The organism is Eubacterium sp., from assembly GCF_057858645.1.
In genome coordinates this window covers 28133-46749 of record NZ_DBLZZO010000023.1, presented here as the reverse complement: position 1 = coordinate 46749, position 18617 = coordinate 28133, and the positions used below count along the sequence as shown (strand labels likewise).

Genomic DNA, 18617 nt, shown 5'->3' with positions numbered 1-18617 from the left:
TGATAAAAAATAAATACGCCGATGTGGCTCAATTGGCAGAGCAGCTGATTTGTAATCAGCAGGTTAACGGTTCGAGTCCGTTCATCGGCTTTCTTGGAAAGAGGAAGTCATTAAGAAAAGCCAAAGATTCAGAAGTCATGAATGATGATTTTGGTGAATCATGGAAAGGCAGTTCACTTTCTAAGTTATAATGGGCAGATTCCCGAGTGGCCAAAGGGGGCAGACTGTAAATCTGTTGGCACCGCCTTCGAAGGTTCGAATCCTTCTCTGCCCAGTATTGCAAACAAGCAAGAAAAGAAATATAATAGAATAACAGCGCGGGGTGGAGCAGTCTGGAAGCTCGCCGGGCTCATAACCCGGAGGTCATAGGTTCAAATCCTATTCCCGCAACTCAATGCCCAGTTAGCTCAGTTGGTAGAGCAGAGGACTGAAAATCCTCGTGTCTCTGGTTCGATTCCGGAACTGGGCATTTGTTATGTGAAACTGTAGATGTTACCCGGTAATGTCTACAGTTTTTCTTTTATCATTTTTATTGTTTTAGAAATGTTTAGAAAAATTAGTTTATATGTTTTGGAGGCGTTGTTAATGTATTTTTTGTATATTTTACTTTGCTAGTTACTTATTAGCATTTATGTTATAATCAAAGTTATGAGTAAAGAGAGTTTATATAGTAAATTAATTGAATATAGCAAAAATGGAAGATATCCATTGCATATGCCAGGACACAAGCGACAGAGAAAATTATTTGATTTTAATAAAGCGTTTGTTGGTGATGAAGATTTTTTTAATAAGCCAGTTGATAACTCGGTTAACGAGTTAAATGAAGATAAAGAAATAAGTGTATATGTTAATAACCAATATGATCCCTTTGATATAGACATAACAGAAATAAATGGTTTTGATGATTTGCATCATCCTGAGGGAATAATAAAAGCTGCTATGGAAAATGCTTCAGATTTTTTTGGAACAAGGGCTACATTTTTTCTTGTTAATGGAAGTTCATGTGGAATTTTATCTGCAATTACCGCGGTTACAAATATAGGCGATACTATTATTTTAGGGAGAAACTGTCACAAATCAGCTTATAATGCTGTTCAGCTAAGAGATTTGAATGTTGAATATGTGTATCCTGAAATAGTTGAAGGGTTTAATATAAGTGGTGGTTATAAACCGGAAGAAATTGAACAAAAATTTGTCGAAGCAGAAAAGAAAAATATAAAAGTTAAAGCTGTTGTAATAACAAGTCCAACTTATGAGGGTATAGTTTCTGATATTAAAAAAATTGCAGAAATTGTTCACGGACACAATAGCATTCTTATTGTTGATGAAGCACATGGTGCTCATATGATTTTAAGTGATGAGTTTCCTACTTCGGCTTACAAATTAGGGGCTGATATTGTTATAGAAAGTGCACACAAAACGCTTCCTGCAATGACACAGACAGCCTTTTTACATATGCATGGGGACAAAGTTTCAGTAAAAGATGTTCAGAGGATGTTATCAGTTTATCAGTCAAGTAGTCCATCTTATGTACTTATGTCCAGCCTTGACAAATGTATAAGAGAGTTACCAACAAAAGGGCAAAAAGATGCTAACGAAATGTTAATAACTCTAAAGAAATTCCATAATAGAGTTAAAAATCTTAAAGTATTAAAAGTGTTAGATCGTAGTATTATAGGAAAAAACAGTGTGTATGATTTTGATATTTCTAAAATTGTTATTTTTCTTAATATGAAGTTGAGGAGTATAGAAAAAGATAATGTAGAATTAAATATTACAAAACTAAATAATACCGTATCAAGCAATACCGTATTAAGTGATACTGTATTAAACAATACCCTATTAAGTAATACAGTATCAGATAAAGCAGAAATAAATAATGCTAAATTAGATAACGCCAAAACAAATAATACTGAATTAAATACCGATAAAATAAATGAAACTTATGATGGAAAATATCTTGAGAGCATTTTAAGAGAAAAATATAATTTCGAAATAGAAATGTGTTCCAAAGATTATGTAATCGGTATGACTTCTATATGTGATAACATGGATGAGATATTAAGACTTGCTGATAATTTAGTGGAAATAGATAATTATATAGCTGATAAAATTAAAGATAAAAGTTTGTTAGAGCAAACAAATACTGAAATTTTATTAGAAAAAACGGAGCAGGTAATGACAATATATGAGGCATTATTATGCAAAAAAGAAAAAATAGATGTTTATAATGCTGTAGGTCGGATAAGTGCAGGATATGTGTATATTTATCCGCCTGAGATACCAATTATTGTACCAGGGGATTTAATTACAAATCAAATGTTGAAAAAAATAATGGAATATAAAATGTCTAATTTAAATATAAAGGGAATTGATAATGAAAAAATTATTGTTATCAAAAGATAAATTTTTTATATTTACATTAATTATTAATTTATGTAAATATTTGATTATTTATTATAAATATTTAATTAATCATTATGAATAATTGATTAGTTACTGTAAATGATTAATTACTTATTATGAACATATAGTAGATACTAAAGGTTAGATAATGAATGTGAAAAATTCTATTATTATAATTATTAGGAATGGTATGGATTATAGTATGCCTGTAAGTTGGAGGAGATATGTCAAAAATATTTTTTGTATTGGGAAAAAGTTGTAGTGGAAAAGATACAATTTTTAGATATTTGAAAAATAATAAGGAATTAAATTTAAAAACAATTGTTGGTTACACAACAAGACCAATGAGAGAAGGGGAACAGGAGGGTGTGGAATACCATTTTGTTAGTAGGGAAAAACTTGCTGAATATAGAAAACAGGGAAAAATTATTGAGTGCAGAGATTATGATACTGTGTACGGAGTGTGGAGTTATTTCACATTAGATGACGGTCAAATTAATTTGGGTGCGGATAATTACATTTATATAGGAACTTTGGAGTCTTACAATGCCATGGTTAAGTATTATGGAAAAGATGTGGTGGTACCTATATATGTAGAAGTAGAAAATGGTGAAAGATTAGAGCGTGCCATAAAAAGAGAGCGCTTGGAGAAAGAGCCAAAATACGCTGAACTTTGTAGAAGATTTCTTGCAGATGAGGAAGATTTTAAGGAAGAAAACATCAAAAATGCCGGTATTGAAAGAAGATACATGAATGATGATTTAGACAGATGTATTGCCGAGATTGTGGAAACAATTAATAAATTATGATATGATAAAAGTTAGGTTTGTGAATAATAAAGTCTTTGTTTGTAAGTTAAAGATTTTAGAGTTTATGTGAAAGAAAGACCGTAATCTGTAAGTTAGAGAATTTTAAAGTTTACGGGAAAAAAGACCGTAATCTGTAAGTTAAAAGATTTTAGAGTTTACAGGAAAAAAGACTGCAATTTGCAGGTTAAAAGATTAGTAGTTTATAAAGTATTAAATTTTGTTGGATATAAAGGATAGTATGGAGTCAGAAAGAATTTTAGGACAAAACCATATAGTAAAACACTTTGAAAATGCCATAAAGATGGGAAAGATTTCTCATGCTTACATTGTTAATGGGGAAAAAGGCACAGGTAAGATGCAGCTTGCAGTGGATTTTGCAAAAGCATTGCAATGTGAGGAGTTTAACGGCAAAGCATGTGGGCATTGTAAGTCGTGTAAGCAGACAGATTCCAAGAATCAGCCGGACATAAAGTATGTTACTTATGAGAAATCCGGAATTGGTGTTGACGAAATAAGAGAACAAATTAATGATGATATAGATATTAAGCCATATAGTAGCAGGTACAAAATATATATTGTTGATGAAAGTGAAAAAATGACTGTGCAGGCACAGAATGCATTGCTTAAAACAATAGAGGAGCCTCCTGAATATGCAATAATAATTTTGTTGACTACAAATGCAGACACATTTTTGCCAACAATTTTGTCAAGATGTGTAGTTCTGAATATTAGACCGGTGAAAGAGGAATTAATTAAAAACAAGTTAATGTCGGAATATGGCATTGGTGCTTATGAGGCATCGGTGGCAGCAGTTTTTAGTGGAGGTAACCCTGGAAAGGCAGTTGAACTGGCAACATCAGAAGATTTTAAGGATTTGAAAAATCATGTTGTTGGGGCATTGTTGTCGCTGGAAAAAGGTGGCATGGATATAATATCAAATAATGTAAAGGAAGCAGCATCTTTTAAGAAGCAGATTGATGAATATTTCAGTCTAATTAGAATATGGTTCAGAGATGTTTTATTATATAAGGCTTCAAAAAGTGATGATAAACTGGTATTTCAGGATGACTATAAGTTAATAGAAGAAATGTCAGAAAAAATAGATTATTATGGTATAAATATTATTTTACAACAGTTAGATAAGGCTCAGAGTAGAATAAAATCAAATGTTAATTTTGATGTAACAATGGAAGTCTTATTTTTAGCAATAAAAGAAAGGATGAATGATGGTAAAGGTAATAGGAGTTAGATTTAGACAGGCGGGAAAAATTTATAATTTTGATCCGCTGGATTTTAAAATAGAAGTTGGCAATCATGTAATTGTTGAGACAGCAAGAGGTATTGAATACGGAAAAGTTGTACAGAGTGTGCAGGAAAAAAACGAAGAAGACGTTATTATGCCTCTTAAACCTGTCATAAGAGTGGCAACTGAGGAAGATGACAAGATTGCCAAGCAAAATAAAGATAAGGAAAAGAAGGCCTTCTTTATTTGTAAAGAGAAGATTAAAAAACATGGTCTTGAAATGAAATTAATAGATACAGAATATACTTTTGATAATAATAAAGTATTGTTTTATTTTACTGCTGATGGACGAATTGACTTTAGAGAATTGGTTAAGGATTTAGCATCAGTGTTCAAAACAAGAATTGAACTTAGACAGGTTGGTGTAAGAGATGAGACAAAAATGCTTGGTGGTATTGGAATTTGTGGAAGACCACTTTGCTGTAGCACATATTTGTCAGAATTTATTCCGGTGTCAATAAAAATGGCGAAGGAACAGAATTTATCTCTTAATCCTACCAAAATATCAGGAATATGTGGAAGACTGATGTGTTGCCTGAAAAATGAGCAGGAAGCATACGAATATTTGAATTCTAACTTACCAAATGTAGGTGAAACAGTTAAAACTTTTGATGGTTTAAAAGGAGAAGTTAAGAGTGTTAATGTTTTACGTCAGAAAGTTAAAATTGTTATTGAGCAAAATGACGAAAGAGAAGAACGTGAATATTCTGTTAATGAATTGAAATTTAAGCCAAAGAAAAAGAAATTTGAGTTAGCTTCTGATGAGTTAAAAGAATTAAAAGGTTTAGAAGATATGGAAGCTTCAAAGTTAGATTAGAAAAATCAAAAGGATAATTATGAATTTAGAAAAAGAAAATAATCTGTTTTTAAAAGAAGGGGAAAGGATAGATGACCTGGAGAGAAACGGATATAAAATAATTCAGGACAGAAAGCGCTTTTGTTTTGGCATGGATGCAGTTCTTTTGTCAGGCTTTGCCCAGGTTAAAGAAAACGAAAAAGTTTTGGATATGGGAACAGGCACAGGAATTATCCCAATATTGCTTGAGGCAAAAACTGTGGGTGAAGATTTTTATGCTTTGGAAATCCAGCAGGACAGTGCTGATATGGCAAAGAGAAGTGTAATTCTTAATCATTTAGAAGAAAAAGTACACATTGTTCAGGGTGACATAAAAGAGGCGTCGGTTATATTTAAGCCGGCTTCTTTTGATGTAGTAACATGCAACCCACCTTATATGACAGAAAATCATGGGATTGAGAATTTTGAAGAGCCTAAGGCAATTGCAAGACATGAAATTAAATGTACTCTTGAGGATGTTATAAGAGAGGCTGCCAAGGTTTTAAAACCCGGTGGAAGATTTTATATGGTTCACAGACCAAGACGTTTGGTAGAAATTATGAATCTTATGAGTGTGTACAAAATTGAACCTAAACGACTTAGAATGGTACATCCTTTTAAGGATAAAGACGCAAACATGCTTTTAATTGAAGGACATAGAGGACGCAAGTCCATGATGAAAGTGGAAGCACCACTAATTGTTTACAAAGAACAGGGTGTGTATACAGACGAAATTTTAGAAATATATGGAAAAAGGTAAATTATGGCAGGAAAGTTATTTTTATGTGCGACACCAATAGGAAATCTGGAAGATATTACTTATAGAGTAGTTAGAACACTAAAAGAGGTTGATTTAATTGGTGCAGAGGATACAAGAAACAGTATAAAATTGTTAAATCATTTTGATATAAAAACGCCAATGACAAGTTATCATGAATTTAATAAATATGATAAAGCAAAGGTGTTGGTTCAGGATATGTTACAGGGAAAAAACATTGCATTAATAACTGATGCAGGAACTCCGGGAATATCTGATCCTGGGGAAGAACTTGTAAGACAGTGCTATGAAGCAGGAATAGAAGTAACTTCTCTTCCAGGAGCTGCAGCATGCATAACAGCACTTACAATGTCAGGTCAGAAAACAAGACGTTTCGTTTTTGAAGCTTTTTTGCCAAAGGATAAAAAAGAAAAGCAGCAGGTACTTGAAAGTTTAAAAAATGAAGTGCGAACTACTATTATTTACGAAGCACCTCATCGTTTAGTTAAAACTTTAAAGGAACTGGAAAAAACAATAGGCAACAGACCGCTGACTATTTGTAGAGAGTTGACAAAGAAATACGAGGAAGCTTTTCAGACAACTATCAGTGAGGCAATTGAATATTATGACAGCAGGGAGCCCAAAGGAGAGTATGTTTTAGTAATTGCAGGAAAGCCAATGGAAGAAATTCAGGCTGAAAAAAGAGAACAGTGGGAATTAATGACCATTGAGGAACACGTTCAATTCTATATGAATCAGGATATAGACAAAAAGACTGCAATGAAAATGGTTGCAAAGGACAGGGGTGTTTCAAAAAGAGACATTTATAATGAGCTTATTAAATAATAAAAATTTATTAAGCAACGAAAGTTTGTGGAGGAGATGGATCTGACTGATTTATATTCCCATTAAAAAGTGCGTAAATTTTAAACTTTTAAAACAGATTAACAAACCTCTATGGGGGCTTTATTTAAGTGAACCTTTTTTCTGAAGGCCAAAGAAAAAAGGCGCACTATTATTTTGGGAAAACAATAAAATATGGTCAAAAAAGGTACTGTGCCCTAACGATTATAAATCGTTAGAACGACAGCCCCTTTTTGGGGGGGGTGTGCGACCTGTTGTCGCTATATGAATTGATTTCTAATTAACAAAGATAATTTTTTAATGATTTTGTAATTTCATCACAATTGTCGTTAGCATGAATGTTAAGTTGTAAAGGTTTTGACAAATCAAAGGCGAATATCCCCATAATTGATTTTGCATCAACATAATTGCGTCCTGATACCAAGTCAAAATCATTTTCATATTTAACAATATCATTAACGAAAGACTTAACTTTCTCGATTGAGTTCAAGTTAACTGTAACTGTTTTCATTGCAAATACCTCCTTTAAAAACTGTCACTACTTGAATGGCACAGTTTCATCCCTCATTCGACATACAATACTAATGCCTAAAACAAATTAAGTCAAGAAAAAGAAAAGGGCAAAAATAACCAAAGTTTATACATTAATATATGAAAAAAATATCGTATTTTTATAGAAAAACCGGAAAGGTTTCCAATAACCTGTAAAAAAATTAGACAAAGTAATTTAATCGCTTTTATAAAATAGCAAAATGTACTATATTTTAGGCAAATATCACTGTTGAAAAAAATTTCGTTCATATAAGAAAAAAATCCTTAATATTATGTATAAATAGGCAAAAAGAGCGGAAAATGTTAAATTATATTTGGACTTTTATGATTATAGTTGGTGTGGTTTATGGTGTGATAACAGGTAATATTGATAAGGTTGGCAACGGAGCAGTAATGTGGGCTGAGGAAGCTGTGAAAATATCAATAACAATGTTGGGAATAATGAGCATGTGGATGGGCTTTATGAATATAGCTGAGAAATCAGGCTTAGTCAAAAAATGTGAAAAAGTAATTAATCCACTTATAAATTGGTTGTTTCCCAATTTGCCATGTAACCATAGTGCAAGACCACACATAATTACAAACATAATTGCAAATGTTTTAGGTTTGGGCTGGGCGGCAACACCGGCTGGCTTAAAAGCTATGGAAGAATTAGCAAAAAATCCAATACCACAAAAGGGAAAAATAATAGAAAGTCATATTTCCACCAACGAGATGTGTACATTTTTAGTATTAAATATCTCATCATTACAATTAATTCCTGTTAGTATGATAGCATACAGAAGCCAGTATAATTCCCACAACCCGGGAGCTATTGTTGCACCGGCAATTATTGCAACCACAATAAGTACCCTGGCAGGAGTGAGTTTTTGCAAAATCATGTGCAGGAGCGTAAGAAAATAAATAATATTAGTGTTTGACACTATAAAGCCATTAGTATAGAATGAGTGTGTCAATAAAGTAAAAACAGTTATGGTCTGGATATATTTTAATTAATTACAATTAAAAAATATTACATAAATTTAATGGTTGTATGTGAATATTAAAATTATTTAGTTTAAGGGAAGTCCGGTGAGAATCCGGCACAGTCTTTCTCTACTGTATAAGGGACGAAATAAGCATTATGTCACGGATGATTTCTGAATTATTTTATATTGACAAAAGGAGGATAAAATGAACAAAGTAACAAAGAAGATTTTAACTTTGTTAATGGCAGTAACATTAGTTGTTGGTATGTTTACTACAACATATGCCGATGAAACAAAGAAAATTAACGTAACATTTACTATTGAAAGATTTACAATTGGACAGGGCTTTTTAGTTGAACCGGTTACAGTTCAGGTAAACGAAGGGGCAGCAGCTAAGGATGTTTTAGAAGAAGTTGCCAAGGAAAAGAATTTAACAATTAATTTATCATCTTATGGATATTACATTGATTCAATCAGTTATGCAGATACAGGCGTTATTAATATTCCTGAAAGTATTCAGAAGATGCCAAGTATTGATGTTGACTATGGTTATGGAAATCAGCATTATGATGCTCCAACAAATACAAGTACAAATGCGTTATTTACAGATGACCAGAAGTTAGGTTCAGGTTCATATAGTAGCTTAGCAGGTTGGATGTATACAGTTAATAATGTTGCACCTGATGTGGCAATGGATTCACATCCTGTAAAAGATGGAGATGTTATCAGACTTCAGTTTAGCGTTTATGCAGGTGGAGCTGATTTAGGTTTTGTAAGTTACTATGAAAATATCGAAAGTGCGAAACTTCCAAATAAAGATGCACTTACTAAATTAGTAGCTAATACACCAGACAACCCTCAGGTAGCAGCAAAGGCAGAAGCTATTAAGGTTCTTGCAAATTATGATGCAACTCAGGAAGATGTAGATGCTGCATACACAAACTTAGAAAAAGTGCAGGTAACTACAACAACACAAAAGACAACTTTAAAAAAAGCAAGCATTAAGTCTTTAAAGAATGTTAAGGGTAAAAAGGTTAAAATTAAAATTAATAAGGTAACAGGTGCAAAAGGTTATCAGATTAAATATGCAACAAATAAAAAATTCAAAAACTGTAAATACAAAAACACAAAGAAAACAACATATACACTTACTAAGCTAAAGAAAAAATCAAAATGCTATGTAAAGGTTAGAGCTTACAAAAAGTCAGGAAACCAGAAAGTATATGGTAAATGGAGTAGTCCAAAATCAGTTAAGATTAAAAAATAGCAGGAAGATTGTCGCAGTAGATTTTTTAGAAATTTGCTGCGATAATTTTTAATGTAATAAGAAATTCTTTCAGAATTTCTTATTACATTAAAACGTTCCATTAGGAATGCACCCTGGGGCGAAAGGAAAAATGTTGCGCGGCAACACGCACTTGGTGCGAAGAATGCCGCAAGCAACATTCTTTTATAATAGAAATCTCAACAAAGATAAAGGTGTAGAAGATGAGAGAAAAAGTTTTAAGTACAATAAAAAAATTAATATTTATATTTTTAATAATGTTGTGTGTTGTATCACAATCTACTTCTACACAATGTAAAACAGTATTAAATAAGAAACAAACGGAAAGCTATTTACAGAAAATTTCCAAATATGAAATGTCTACAATTCAAAATCCCCAGTACGGAAGTGTAGGTGGCGAATGGTTGATAATTGGATTGGCACGTTTTGAAAAAGTTCCATCATCTTATGTAGAAATTTATTTAAACAATTTAAAAGAATATGTGAAAAAGTGCGATGGAGTTTTATCAACAAGAAAATATACAGAGTATTCGAGAGTTGTTTTAGCTTTAACTTCATTAGGTATTGATCCTAAAAATTTTGAAGGCTATGACTTATTAAAATCTTTGGCAGAATTTGATAATGTAAACAAGCTTGGAATCAATGGACCAACTTATGCATTAATAGCTTTAGACAGTGGAGATTATGCAATTCCTGAACCGGCAAAAAGTTATGATGGAAAAGTTACAACAAGAGAAAAATTGGTTGGTTTACTTGTAAATGCACAAAACGACGATGGCGGTTGGTCATATATGGGTGGCAAGTCAGATGTTGATGTGACAGCCATGGTAATGCAGGCGTTGGCAAATTATAAGAAACAAAGTAAGGTGGAAAAAGCATTAGAAAAAGGAATTGAATACCTGTCCAAAAAGCAGAATAAAACAGGGGCTTATTCCACATCTAATAGTGAAAACTGTGAAAGTACAGCACAGGTTTTAACAGCAATGTCAATGCTTAATATTAGCGTAAAAGACAGTAGATTTATAAAAAATAGAAATACAGTATTAGACGGTTTGTTGCAATTTTATTCAAATGGTGCCTTTAAGCACACTAAGGATACTTTTGTAAATCAAATGGCAACAGAACAGGGCATGTATGGACTTGTTGCGTACTACAGGAATTTAGATGACGACAGTAATCTGTATGATATGGGTGATGCCAAAAAGAATAATAATTATGGCACAGATAAGAAAACTAATAAAAAATCTTATGGAAAAAAGGGCAGTAAAACATCAGAAAATAAAAAGAACAATAGCCTAGGTAATACTACAGACAATAGCACAGGTAGCAAGTCAAAGAGTAATAGTGTAAGTTCCGGAAATAGCAAAAAATCAAATGCATCAGTGAATTCAAATAAGAATATTTCAGGCACAAATAGTGATACGAAAAACAAGTCAAAAAATAGTAAAAGCAAAAAAAGTAGCAACAATAAAGATAACAATAGCAAAATTAGTAATATAGAAGATTCAGGAAATACAGCAGAATCCGTAAATGTATCAGAGAATGAAGCCCACAAAGCTATAAATCAGAAACAGAAAGAAAAATCCGTAAAAAATTGTATAATACTAATTTTAATAATTGCTGCATTAGCGACAGCTACAGGTATAGGAATTTTTGTAAGAAAGAAAAAGAAAACTACTAAGCTAACAATGGTTGCATTATTTTTGTTAGTTACAGTAACAATGTCAGGTTGTGGTAAAAGTAATGCACCACAAAAGGAAGCCGGAAACTGCACCATTTTGGTAGAGTGTTCAACAATTTATGACAACATAAAAGATTTAGACAAAGGGTTGAAAAATCATATACCAAAAGACGGCATTATATTAAAAAGTCAGAAAGTAAAATTTTATGAAAGAGATACTGTTTACGATGTTCTAAAAAGACAGCTTGATAAAAACAGCATTCTTATGGAGGCATCTTTTACGGGAAAAAGTGCGTATGTAGAGGGCATTGATAATATTTATGAGTTCTCCTGCGGGAAGAAATCAGGTTGGATGTACAGTGTAAATGACAAATATCCACAGGTAAGTTGTAGTGAGTACACTGTAAAAGATGGCGATGTAATAAAGTGGCGATACACATGTGATTTAGGCGAGGATGTAAAATAGTGACAGATGAATTTTCAAGATACCACCCAGTTGTAAATTTAATATTTTATTTACTTGTATTAGGAACAACAATGTTTCAAATGAGTGTAGGGTTAGTTTTTATTTCTCTTTTTTCGGCAGTAGTCTATTTTTTTATGCTGAAAAAAACAGAGGGATTAAAGTATTGCGCAGTAGTTGTAGGTATAATTATTGTCTCTGCAATTATAAACCCATTGTTTTCTCATAAAGGTGGAACGTTGTTGTTTTATCTGTTTACGGGAAATCCTGTAACTTTGGAATCTATTATTTACGGATTAATATCTGCAATTATAATAGGGGCAATGTTGTTGTGGTTTTCAACTTTTAATCAGGTAATGGGAGTGGAAAGAATTTTAGGTGCAATAGGAAAAGTGCTACCAAACGTGTCTCTTTTAATAACCATGATAATGAGATTTATACCCCAGTATATAAGGCACCAACGTAAAGTTTCAATGGTAAATAAAGTCAATAAAAGAAATTATGGCGAGAAAATAAATCTTTTAAATAGAGAAAAAACTGAAAAAGAAAATGTTATAGAAGCATGCAAAAAACAAAAAAAGAAAAATGGTATAGATAAGATAATTGATAACATAAAAGAAGGCAGCAGAACTTTCTCAATAACCACCACCTGGGCGTTGGAAAATTCAATTTACACAGCGGACTCCATGAAAGCAAGGGGTTTTGGAACAGGAAGAAGAACAAATTACAGCAATTATAAATTTCAAAAAAGAGATTATTTGCTAATAGGCTGGCTGGTTATTTTATGGTTGGTTGTTGTTTTTTCATTAGAGAGAGAAAAAGTTTACACATACTATTATCCTTTTATACAAGTAAAGAATAATGTGGTTGTGTATTTGATATACGGTTTGTTGTGCTTGACACCTGTATTAATTAACGTAAAGGAGGAAATAAGATGGCTCATATTGAAATCAAGAATTTAAGTTTTAAATACAAGACGTCAGAAAAAAATAGTTTGTCAGATGTTTCCTTTACAATTAATAAGGGGGATTTTGTTGTATTATGTGGAAAATCAGGTTGTGGAAAAACAACATTGCTTAGATGTTTAAAGCCTAATATTATGCCGGCTGGAAAAACTGAAGGCGAAATATTGTTAGAGAGTAGAAACATAGAAAGTTTAACTGACAGAGAGCAGGCAAAAAAAATAGGTTTTGTAATGCAAAATCCTGAATATCAGATTGTCACGGACAAAGTTTGGCATGAACTGGCATTTGGCTTGGAGAGTATGGGTGAAAAGAACGAAATTATAAGAAGTAAAGTGGCAGAAATTGCTGAATATTTTGGCATAACTGACTTGTATAATGAGAATACAGACAATCTTTCCGGGGGTCAGAAGCAGCTTGTAAACCTTGCAGCTGTAATGATAATGAATCCTGAAATTTTGGTGTTGGATGAACCGACATCTCAATTAGATCCAATTGCAGCAGAACGGTTTATGGATATTGTAAGCAAAATTAACGAAGATTTTGGAATTACAGTTATTATTTCAGAACATAGACTGGATTATCTTCTTAAATATGCAAACAAATTAGTTGTTATGGAAGATGGCAAGTTAGTACAGTGCGGTTGTCCACAGGAGGTTTTAAGGGAAGCGTTGAATATGGAAGTAAGTCCTTTAATGCCAATACCAAGTAGGATTTTTAATGGGCATAAGGGCGCAGGACAAATTCCTATATCCACGAAAGAGGGAAGAAGCTGGCTTATAAATTATATAAGTGACAGTAAAGATGAGTCATTTTTTTCAAAAAGAAATTTTGCTGAAGAAAAATCCAGTGAATATAAATCTTACAAAAAAGATGAAAATTTGAGTGAATGTAAATCTTATAAAAAAGATGGAGATTCAAATGAAAGGAAATCTTTAAATTGGGGATGCCCTACATCATATAAAAATGAAAAGAATATGAGTGTAGTTAACGTGAAAGACGTGTGGTTTAGATACGAAAAAACCAGCAGAGATATTATAAAAGGTCTAAATCTGCATATAAATAAAGGAGAAATATTCTCAATTATTGGTGGTAACGGAACAGGAAAAACAACTACAACAATGTTGCTTAGTGGTATTCTTAAACCTTACAGGGGCAAAATCAAGGTGAAGGGTAAAATAGGATTCTTGCCACAGGACGTGCAAATTCTCTTTGAACAGGAATCTGTAATGGAAGAATTGAAAAAAGTGGACAAGTCATTGATTGAAAAAATGAACTTGCAAAAGCTTCTAAATATGCACCCTTATGATTTAAGTGGTGGGGAGCAGCAGAAGGTTGCCTTGGCTAAAGTCCTTGGAGAAAAGCCGGCTGTTTTGTTACTGGATGAGCCTACAAAGGGAATCGACAATATTTACAAAGAACAACTGGGAATTCTATTAAGGGATTTGGCTGAAAATGGAAAAACAATTATTTTAGTAAGCCACGATTTAGATTTTTGTGGAGAGTATTCAGACAGATGTGGCTTGTTTGCTCAGGGAAGTTTAATTAGTGAGGACACTGCCAGAGAATTTTTTCTGAACAATAGATTTTATACTACTACAATTGCAAAATTAGCAAGGGGGATTATTGATGGTGCATACAAAATGGAGGACATGTTATGATAAGACATTATTACATAGTATCCATACTTATAATTGTGGCGGCAATGGGAATTTTTGTGTGGTCATTTGAAAAAAGAAAACCCAAAACAAGAGAAATAGTAACCCTTAGTGTTCTAACAGGCATGGCGATTGTGGGTAGGGTTATATTTTTTATGACACCACAATTTAAACCATGCGCAGCCATAATAATAATTACAGGAATTATGCTGGGTAAACAATCAGGATTTTTATGTGGCTGTTTAACTGCGTTTATTTCAGACTTCTTTTTCGGTCAGGGACCATGGACCCCTTGGCAGATGATTGCTTTTGGTTTAATAGGTGTACTTTCGGCAATTGTATTTAGTGGAAAAAGACAAAAGCATGCAGAAAAAAGAGTTCTAATTAGTATATATGGTTTTTTTGTAACATTTGTACTGTACGGACTAATTCTTGATACGGCCACAGTTGTTATGTACACAGACAAGCCAAGATTGTCTACGTTTCTGGCAACTTACGGTGCAGGTATATTTTTTAACTTTGTACATGGTTTATCCACTTTTGTTTTTCTAATGATTTTGTCTCAGGAAATGTTTAGAAAAATAAAAAGAATAAAAGTTAAATTCGATATGTTTAGTTAGGTAGTATATAAAAATATTTTAAATTGGCAATTTAAATAAAAGTTTAATTTAACATATATGATAAATATGTTATAATGAGCTGTAAAAAATAATAAGAAGAGAGGTATAAATTGTGCTTAAAGCAGAAAATTTATCACTTTATGTAGATGATGAAGGGGAAGAAAAGTGTCTCCTTAATGATATTTCATTTCAGGTTGATGATGGGGAAATGCTTGTTATTACAGGTCCAAACGGAGGTGGAAAGTCCACTTTAGCCAAAACATTAATGGGTATTAACCATTTGAATAGTGGAAAAATTATATTAGACGGTGAGGATATAACAGATTTTGACATTAATCATAGGGCAAATGCAGGAATTGGCTATGCATTTCAGCAACCACCAAGATTTAAAGGTATGACAGTTTTAAGACTTTTAAAACTTGCGTCAGGAGAAAATCTTTCAGATGAAGAATGTTGTAATCTATTGAAAGCCGTTGGTCTTTGTGCAAAGGATTATATTCACAGACAGATAGACGGAACACTTTCAGGTGGAGAGATGAAGAGAATTGAGATTGCATCTGTTCTGGCTAAGGAACACTCACTTTGCATTTTCGATGAACCGGAGGCAGGAATTGATTTGTGGAGTTTCTCAATGCTTATACACAAGTTTGAAGAAATCCATACAGAGAAAAAACAAAGTCTTATTGTAATTTCACATCAGGAAAAAATTATTAATATGGCAGATAAAATCATGATTATTGATAATGGAAAGATAAAAAAAATAGGCACTAAAGATGAGGTTCTACCATATCTTACCGGTGTGCAGGAATGTCATAAATGTGCAGAAGAATTGGAGGGAAGAGCGTAATGGTGAAGCTTAACAATGTAACTGAAGAAGTTTTAAATGTTATTAACGATAATGAATTTAGCCAAAGCGGTGCCTTCAATCTTAGAGAAAATGGCGTATCTATTTGTCATGGAGACAGTGAACACATTAAGATTAGAAAAAAAGAAGACAATCCGGGAATAAACATTTATATTGACGGAAAAACAAACGGTGAATCAGTATATATACCGGTGGTTGTTAGTGTTTCAGGTATGATTGATCTTGTTTATAATGATTTTTACATTGAAGATGGGGCAAACGTAAACATAATTGCCGGCTGTGGAATTCATAATAGTGGTTGCAATGAAAGCAGACATGATGGTATTCATACTTTCCACGTTGGAAAAAATGCAAATGTACGCTACGTGGAGAAACACTATGGCGAAGGTAATGGAACAGGCGCAAGAGTTTTAAATCCTGTTACAAATATCATTGTGGGAGATAATTCTGTTTTTACTTTGGATACAGCGCAGATTGAGGGTGTAGATTCAACTGTTAGAGAGACAAATGTTGAACTTGGAAAAGAAGCCAAGCTATATGTAACTGAGCGTCTTATGACAAGTGGTGAGCAGAAGGCAGAGTCAAATATTGAAGTTCAGCTTAACGGCGAAAACAGTTCGGCACAGATAGTTTCAAGATCCGTTGGAAAAGGAAATTCAGTACAGACATTCCATCCAAATGCCATTGGAAATAACAAATGTCAGGCCCATATACAGTGTGATTCAATTATTATGGACAAGGCTGAGGTTGGTTCAATACCGGAAATTAGAGCAAAAAACATAGATGCGGCAATTATTCATGAAGCTGCAATAGGAAGAATTAATGATGAACAGCTTCTTAAGTTAAGAACATTAGGTTTAACAGAGGAAGAGGCTGAAGCAGTTATTATACAAAACTTTTTAAATTAAAAAATATAGTGTCAAAAGGTCATAACCCAAATTGTGTAAAAACAGGTGGAGTTATGACCTTTTAATGTTGTAGTTTTGATTACAGAGATTGTTATGTGTTACGTACTTTTATAAACCCACAAAAAACTTAAATTTATTAGTTGAATTTACTAAAATAAGGTGTTATTATGATTCAGGTTGTAAAATAAATTTTACATAACTATATTCTAAATACATAGAAAAGAGGTCGTGAAAATGGAAGAATATGGATATCTATGGCAACTTGCTTTAATATTAGCAAGCACTAAACTTTTTGGTTTGGTAACAAAGAGATTCAAAATGCCACAAGTAGTAGGCGCGTTATTAGCAGGACTTATTTTAGGACCGGCAATTTTAGGTAACTTGTTAAATGGTGTTATGGTTGGGGGACACGATTTAGGTGCTTTAACATTATATCAGACATCATTTATTGATCATATGGCAGAAATAGGCGTAATTGTTCTTATGTTCTGTGCAGGTCTTGAAACTGATATTAACGAATTAAAAAAATGCGGTTTAGCGTCATTTGTAATAGCAGTTGTAGGCGTAATCGTACCATTAATTGGTGGTGGATTATTTACATATTGGTTCTTAGAAGCAGGCTGGATTGAACCTGCAAAGGCTTCATCATTATTTATGCAGGCTGTTTTCGTAGGTGTAATTCTTACTGCAACATCAGTTAGTATTACAGTTGAAACATTGCAGGAAATGGGCAAGTTAAAAACAGCTTCAGGTAATGCAATTTTAGGTGCAGCCATTATTGATGATATTTTAGGTATTATTGCACTTACAATTGTAATCAGTTTAGGTGGAGAAAGCGGAAAGGGTGCAGAAACAACACCACTTGGAATGGTATTATTAAAGATAGTATTATTCTTTGTATTTGTTGCTGTATTCGGATTTATTGTTTACAAATTATACAAGAAATGGTGTGAACATGACGGAAAAGGAATGCACAGACATGCTATTATGGCGTTTGTAATCTGTCTTCTTATGTCATTTGCAGCAGAATATTTCTTTGGTGTTGCAGATATTACAGGTGCCTTCTTTGCAGGTGTAATTATTTCAATGACACAGAAAGATCAGTTTATTGCATCAAAATTTGATGTTGTAGCATATATGCTTTTAAGCCCAATCTTCTTTGCAAGTATTGGCCTTAAGGTAGATGGTAAGGCAGTTGCAAGTATGGGAATTTTAATTGTTGTATATGCAATTGTATTAACAATTATTGCCATTATTACAAAGATTGTTGGTTGTGGACTTGGTGCAAAAGTATGTGGATATAAAAATTACCAGTGCCTAAGAATTGGTGTCGGTATGGTATCCAGAGGTGAAGTTGCATTAATCGTTGCAAACAAAGGTATCGAGGCAGGACTTATGAGTTCTGAACTTGTAGCACCTGTAATTATCGTTGTTATTGCAACAACAATCATTACACCTATTGTACTTAAACCTGTATTTTTGAAGACAGGTCAGGATGTTGTAAAAGAAAGTAAGTTAGTCGAAAACATTGAGAACAGAGATAAGTACAACAGACCAATAGAAGGCTAAAATATTTAATAAATACAAGTTATATACCTCTTTATCGGATGCCCGGTAAAGAGGTTTTCCTTTTTTGTTCTCGAATAAAATTTCTATGCATAGATTTATAAAAAAGACAGGG

At 32.8% G+C, this 18617-nt stretch carries 16 protein-coding genes and 4 tRNA genes; 19 read left to right on the top strand and 1 reads right to left on the bottom strand.

Annotated features, from left to right (window positions below):
* Positions 1–17: 17 nt before the first annotated feature.
* The 10 genes from ACZM4J_RS08995 to rsmI all read left to right on the top strand — a co-directional run bounded on the left by ACZM4J_RS08995 (position 18) and on the right by rsmI (position 6956).
* A tRNA-Thr gene (locus ACZM4J_RS08995) sits at positions 18–90 on the top strand.
* A gap of 102 nt (positions 91–192) precedes the next feature.
* A tRNA-Tyr gene (locus tag ACZM4J_RS08990) sits at positions 193–274 on the top strand.
* A 42-nt stretch (positions 275–316) separates the two neighbouring features.
* Positions 317–390 (top strand) — tRNA-Met (locus ACZM4J_RS08985).
* A gap of 6 nt (positions 391–396) precedes the next feature.
* Positions 397–469: transfer RNA gene (locus ACZM4J_RS08980), tRNA-Phe, on the top strand.
* Positions 470–714: 245 nt separating this feature from the next.
* The gene (locus ACZM4J_RS08975; RefSeq protein WP_428245063.1) at positions 715–2406 is read left to right on the top strand and encodes an aminotransferase class I/II-fold pyridoxal phosphate-dependent enzyme; all 1692 of its coding nucleotides are present in this window, start codon (positions 715–717) and stop codon (positions 2404–2406) included.
* 224 nt (positions 2407–2630) lie between these two features.
* On the top strand, positions 2631–3215 hold the full coding sequence (locus ACZM4J_RS08970) for a nucleoside/nucleotide kinase family protein (protein ID WP_022164748.1): 585 nt from the start codon (positions 2631–2633) through the stop codon (positions 3213–3215).
* Positions 3216–3453: 238 nt separating this feature from the next.
* On the top strand, positions 3454–4464 hold the full coding sequence (locus ACZM4J_RS08965; protein ID WP_428245062.1) for a DNA polymerase III subunit: 1011 nt from the start codon (positions 3454–3456) through the stop codon (positions 4462–4464).
* On the top strand, positions 4442–5335 hold the full coding sequence (locus tag ACZM4J_RS08960; RefSeq protein ID WP_117999229.1) for a PSP1 domain-containing protein: 894 nt from the start codon (positions 4442–4444) through the stop codon (positions 5333–5335). Before ACZM4J_RS08965 ends, ACZM4J_RS08960 begins: the two co-directional genes overlap by 23 nt.
* Before the next feature lie 19 nt (positions 5336–5354).
* The gene (locus ACZM4J_RS08955; protein WP_022164745.1) at positions 5355–6113 is read left to right on the top strand and encodes a tRNA1(Val) (adenine(37)-N6)-methyltransferase; all 759 of its coding nucleotides are present in this window, start codon (positions 5355–5357) and stop codon (positions 6111–6113) included.
* A gap of 3 nt (positions 6114–6116) precedes the next feature.
* On the top strand, positions 6117–6956 hold the full coding sequence (rsmI, locus tag ACZM4J_RS08950) for a 16S rRNA (cytidine(1402)-2'-O)-methyltransferase (RefSeq protein ID WP_022164744.1): 840 nt from the start codon (positions 6117–6119) through the stop codon (positions 6954–6956).
* A 298-nt stretch (positions 6957–7254) separates the two neighbouring features.
* On the opposite strand, the gene ACZM4J_RS08945 is transcribed toward rsmI, so the two are convergent.
* Positions 7255–7485: a hypothetical protein gene (locus tag ACZM4J_RS08945; RefSeq protein ID WP_022164743.1), complete on the bottom strand. Its 231-nt coding sequence runs from the start codon at positions 7483–7485 to the stop codon at positions 7255–7257.
* Between the two features lie 341 nt (positions 7486–7826).
* Here ACZM4J_RS08945 and ACZM4J_RS08940 point away from each other — a divergent pair, with 341 nt between their 5' ends.
* From ACZM4J_RS08940 to ACZM4J_RS08900, 9 genes are all read left to right on the top strand, one after another.
* A complete protein-coding gene (locus ACZM4J_RS08940; RefSeq protein ID WP_022164742.1) occupies positions 7827–8429 on the top strand; it encodes a nucleoside recognition domain-containing protein in 603 nt (200 codons plus the stop codon).
* A 270-nt stretch (positions 8430–8699) separates the two neighbouring features.
* Positions 8700–9761: a DUF4430 domain-containing protein gene (locus ACZM4J_RS08935; protein ID WP_022164741.1), complete on the top strand. Its 1062-nt coding sequence runs from the start codon at positions 8700–8702 to the stop codon at positions 9759–9761.
* 221 nt (positions 9762–9982) lie between these two features.
* Entirely contained in the window at positions 9983–11926 is a 1944-nt protein-coding gene (locus ACZM4J_RS08930) for a DUF4430 domain-containing protein (protein WP_022164740.1), read from the top strand.
* Positions 11926–12885 carry an energy-coupling factor transporter transmembrane component T gene (locus ACZM4J_RS08925; protein WP_022164739.1) on the top strand — a complete coding sequence of 320 codons (960 nt, stop codon included), beginning with the start codon at positions 11926–11928 and terminating at the stop codon, positions 12883–12885. The genes ACZM4J_RS08930 and ACZM4J_RS08925 overlap by 1 nt, the downstream gene beginning before the upstream one ends.
* Positions 12858–14546: an ABC transporter ATP-binding protein gene (locus ACZM4J_RS08920; protein ID WP_428245061.1), complete on the top strand. Its 1689-nt coding sequence runs from the start codon at positions 12858–12860 to the stop codon at positions 14544–14546. Before ACZM4J_RS08925 ends, ACZM4J_RS08920 begins: the two co-directional genes overlap by 28 nt.
* Positions 14543–15163 (top strand): ECF transporter S component, encoded by a 621-nt coding sequence (locus tag ACZM4J_RS08915; protein WP_302689733.1) that lies wholly within the window; start codon positions 14543–14545, stop codon positions 15161–15163. Before ACZM4J_RS08920 ends, ACZM4J_RS08915 begins: the two co-directional genes overlap by 4 nt.
* 112 nt (positions 15164–15275) lie before the next feature.
* Positions 15276–16010: an ABC transporter ATP-binding protein gene (locus ACZM4J_RS08910; RefSeq protein WP_118435513.1), complete on the top strand. Its 735-nt coding sequence runs from the start codon at positions 15276–15278 to the stop codon at positions 16008–16010.
* Positions 15980–16936, top strand: coding sequence for a SufB/SufD family protein (locus ACZM4J_RS08905; protein WP_412623115.1), 957 nt, complete (start codon positions 15980–15982; stop codon positions 16934–16936). The genes ACZM4J_RS08910 and ACZM4J_RS08905 overlap by 31 nt, the downstream gene beginning before the upstream one ends.
* Positions 16937–17170: 234 nt before the next feature.
* Entirely contained in the window at positions 17171–18505 is a 1335-nt protein-coding gene (locus ACZM4J_RS08900) for a cation:proton antiporter (RefSeq protein WP_022165988.1), read from the top strand.
* Positions 18506–18617 lie beyond the last annotated feature (112 nt).

Bases quoted from the DNA above. Each gene is read 5' to 3' on its own strand.
- ACZM4J_RS08945 (WP_022164743.1), bottom strand. From the start codon at position 7,485: ATGAAAACAGTTACAGTTAACTTGAACTCAATCGAGAAAGTTAAGTCT.
- rsmI (WP_022164744.1), top strand. From the start codon at position 6,117: ATGGCAGGAAAGTTATTTTTATGTGCGACACCAATAGGAAATCTGGAA.
- ACZM4J_RS08955 (WP_022164745.1), top strand. From the start codon at position 5,355: ATGAATTTAGAAAAAGAAAATAATCTGTTTTTAAAAGAAGGGGAAAGG.
- ACZM4J_RS08930 (WP_022164740.1), top strand. From the start codon at position 9,983: ATGAGAGAAAAAGTTTTAAGTACAATAAAAAAATTAATATTTATATTT.
- ACZM4J_RS08965 (WP_428245062.1), top strand. From the start codon at position 3,454: ATGGAGTCAGAAAGAATTTTAGGACAAAACCATATAGTAAAACACTTT.
- ACZM4J_RS08975 (WP_428245063.1), top strand. From the start codon at position 715: ATGCCAGGACACAAGCGACAGAGAAAATTATTTGATTTTAATAAAGCG.
- ACZM4J_RS08970 (WP_022164748.1), top strand. From the start codon at position 2,631: ATGTCAAAAATATTTTTTGTATTGGGAAAAAGTTGTAGTGGAAAAGAT.
- ACZM4J_RS08960 (WP_117999229.1), top strand. From the start codon at position 4,442: ATGGTAAAGGTAATAGGAGTTAGATTTAGACAGGCGGGAAAAATTTAT.
- ACZM4J_RS08905 (WP_412623115.1), top strand. From the start codon at position 15,980: ATGTGCAGAAGAATTGGAGGGAAGAGCGTAATGGTGAAGCTTAACAAT.
- ACZM4J_RS08915 (WP_302689733.1), top strand. From the start codon at position 14,543: ATGATAAGACATTATTACATAGTATCCATACTTATAATTGTGGCGGCA.
- ACZM4J_RS08935 (WP_022164741.1), top strand. From the start codon at position 8,700: ATGAACAAAGTAACAAAGAAGATTTTAACTTTGTTAATGGCAGTAACA.
- ACZM4J_RS08900 (WP_022165988.1), top strand. From the start codon at position 17,171: ATGGAAGAATATGGATATCTATGGCAACTTGCTTTAATATTAGCAAGC.
- ACZM4J_RS08920 (WP_428245061.1), top strand. From the start codon at position 12,858: ATGGCTCATATTGAAATCAAGAATTTAAGTTTTAAATACAAGACGTCA.
- ACZM4J_RS08940 (WP_022164742.1), top strand. From the start codon at position 7,827: ATGTTAAATTATATTTGGACTTTTATGATTATAGTTGGTGTGGTTTAT.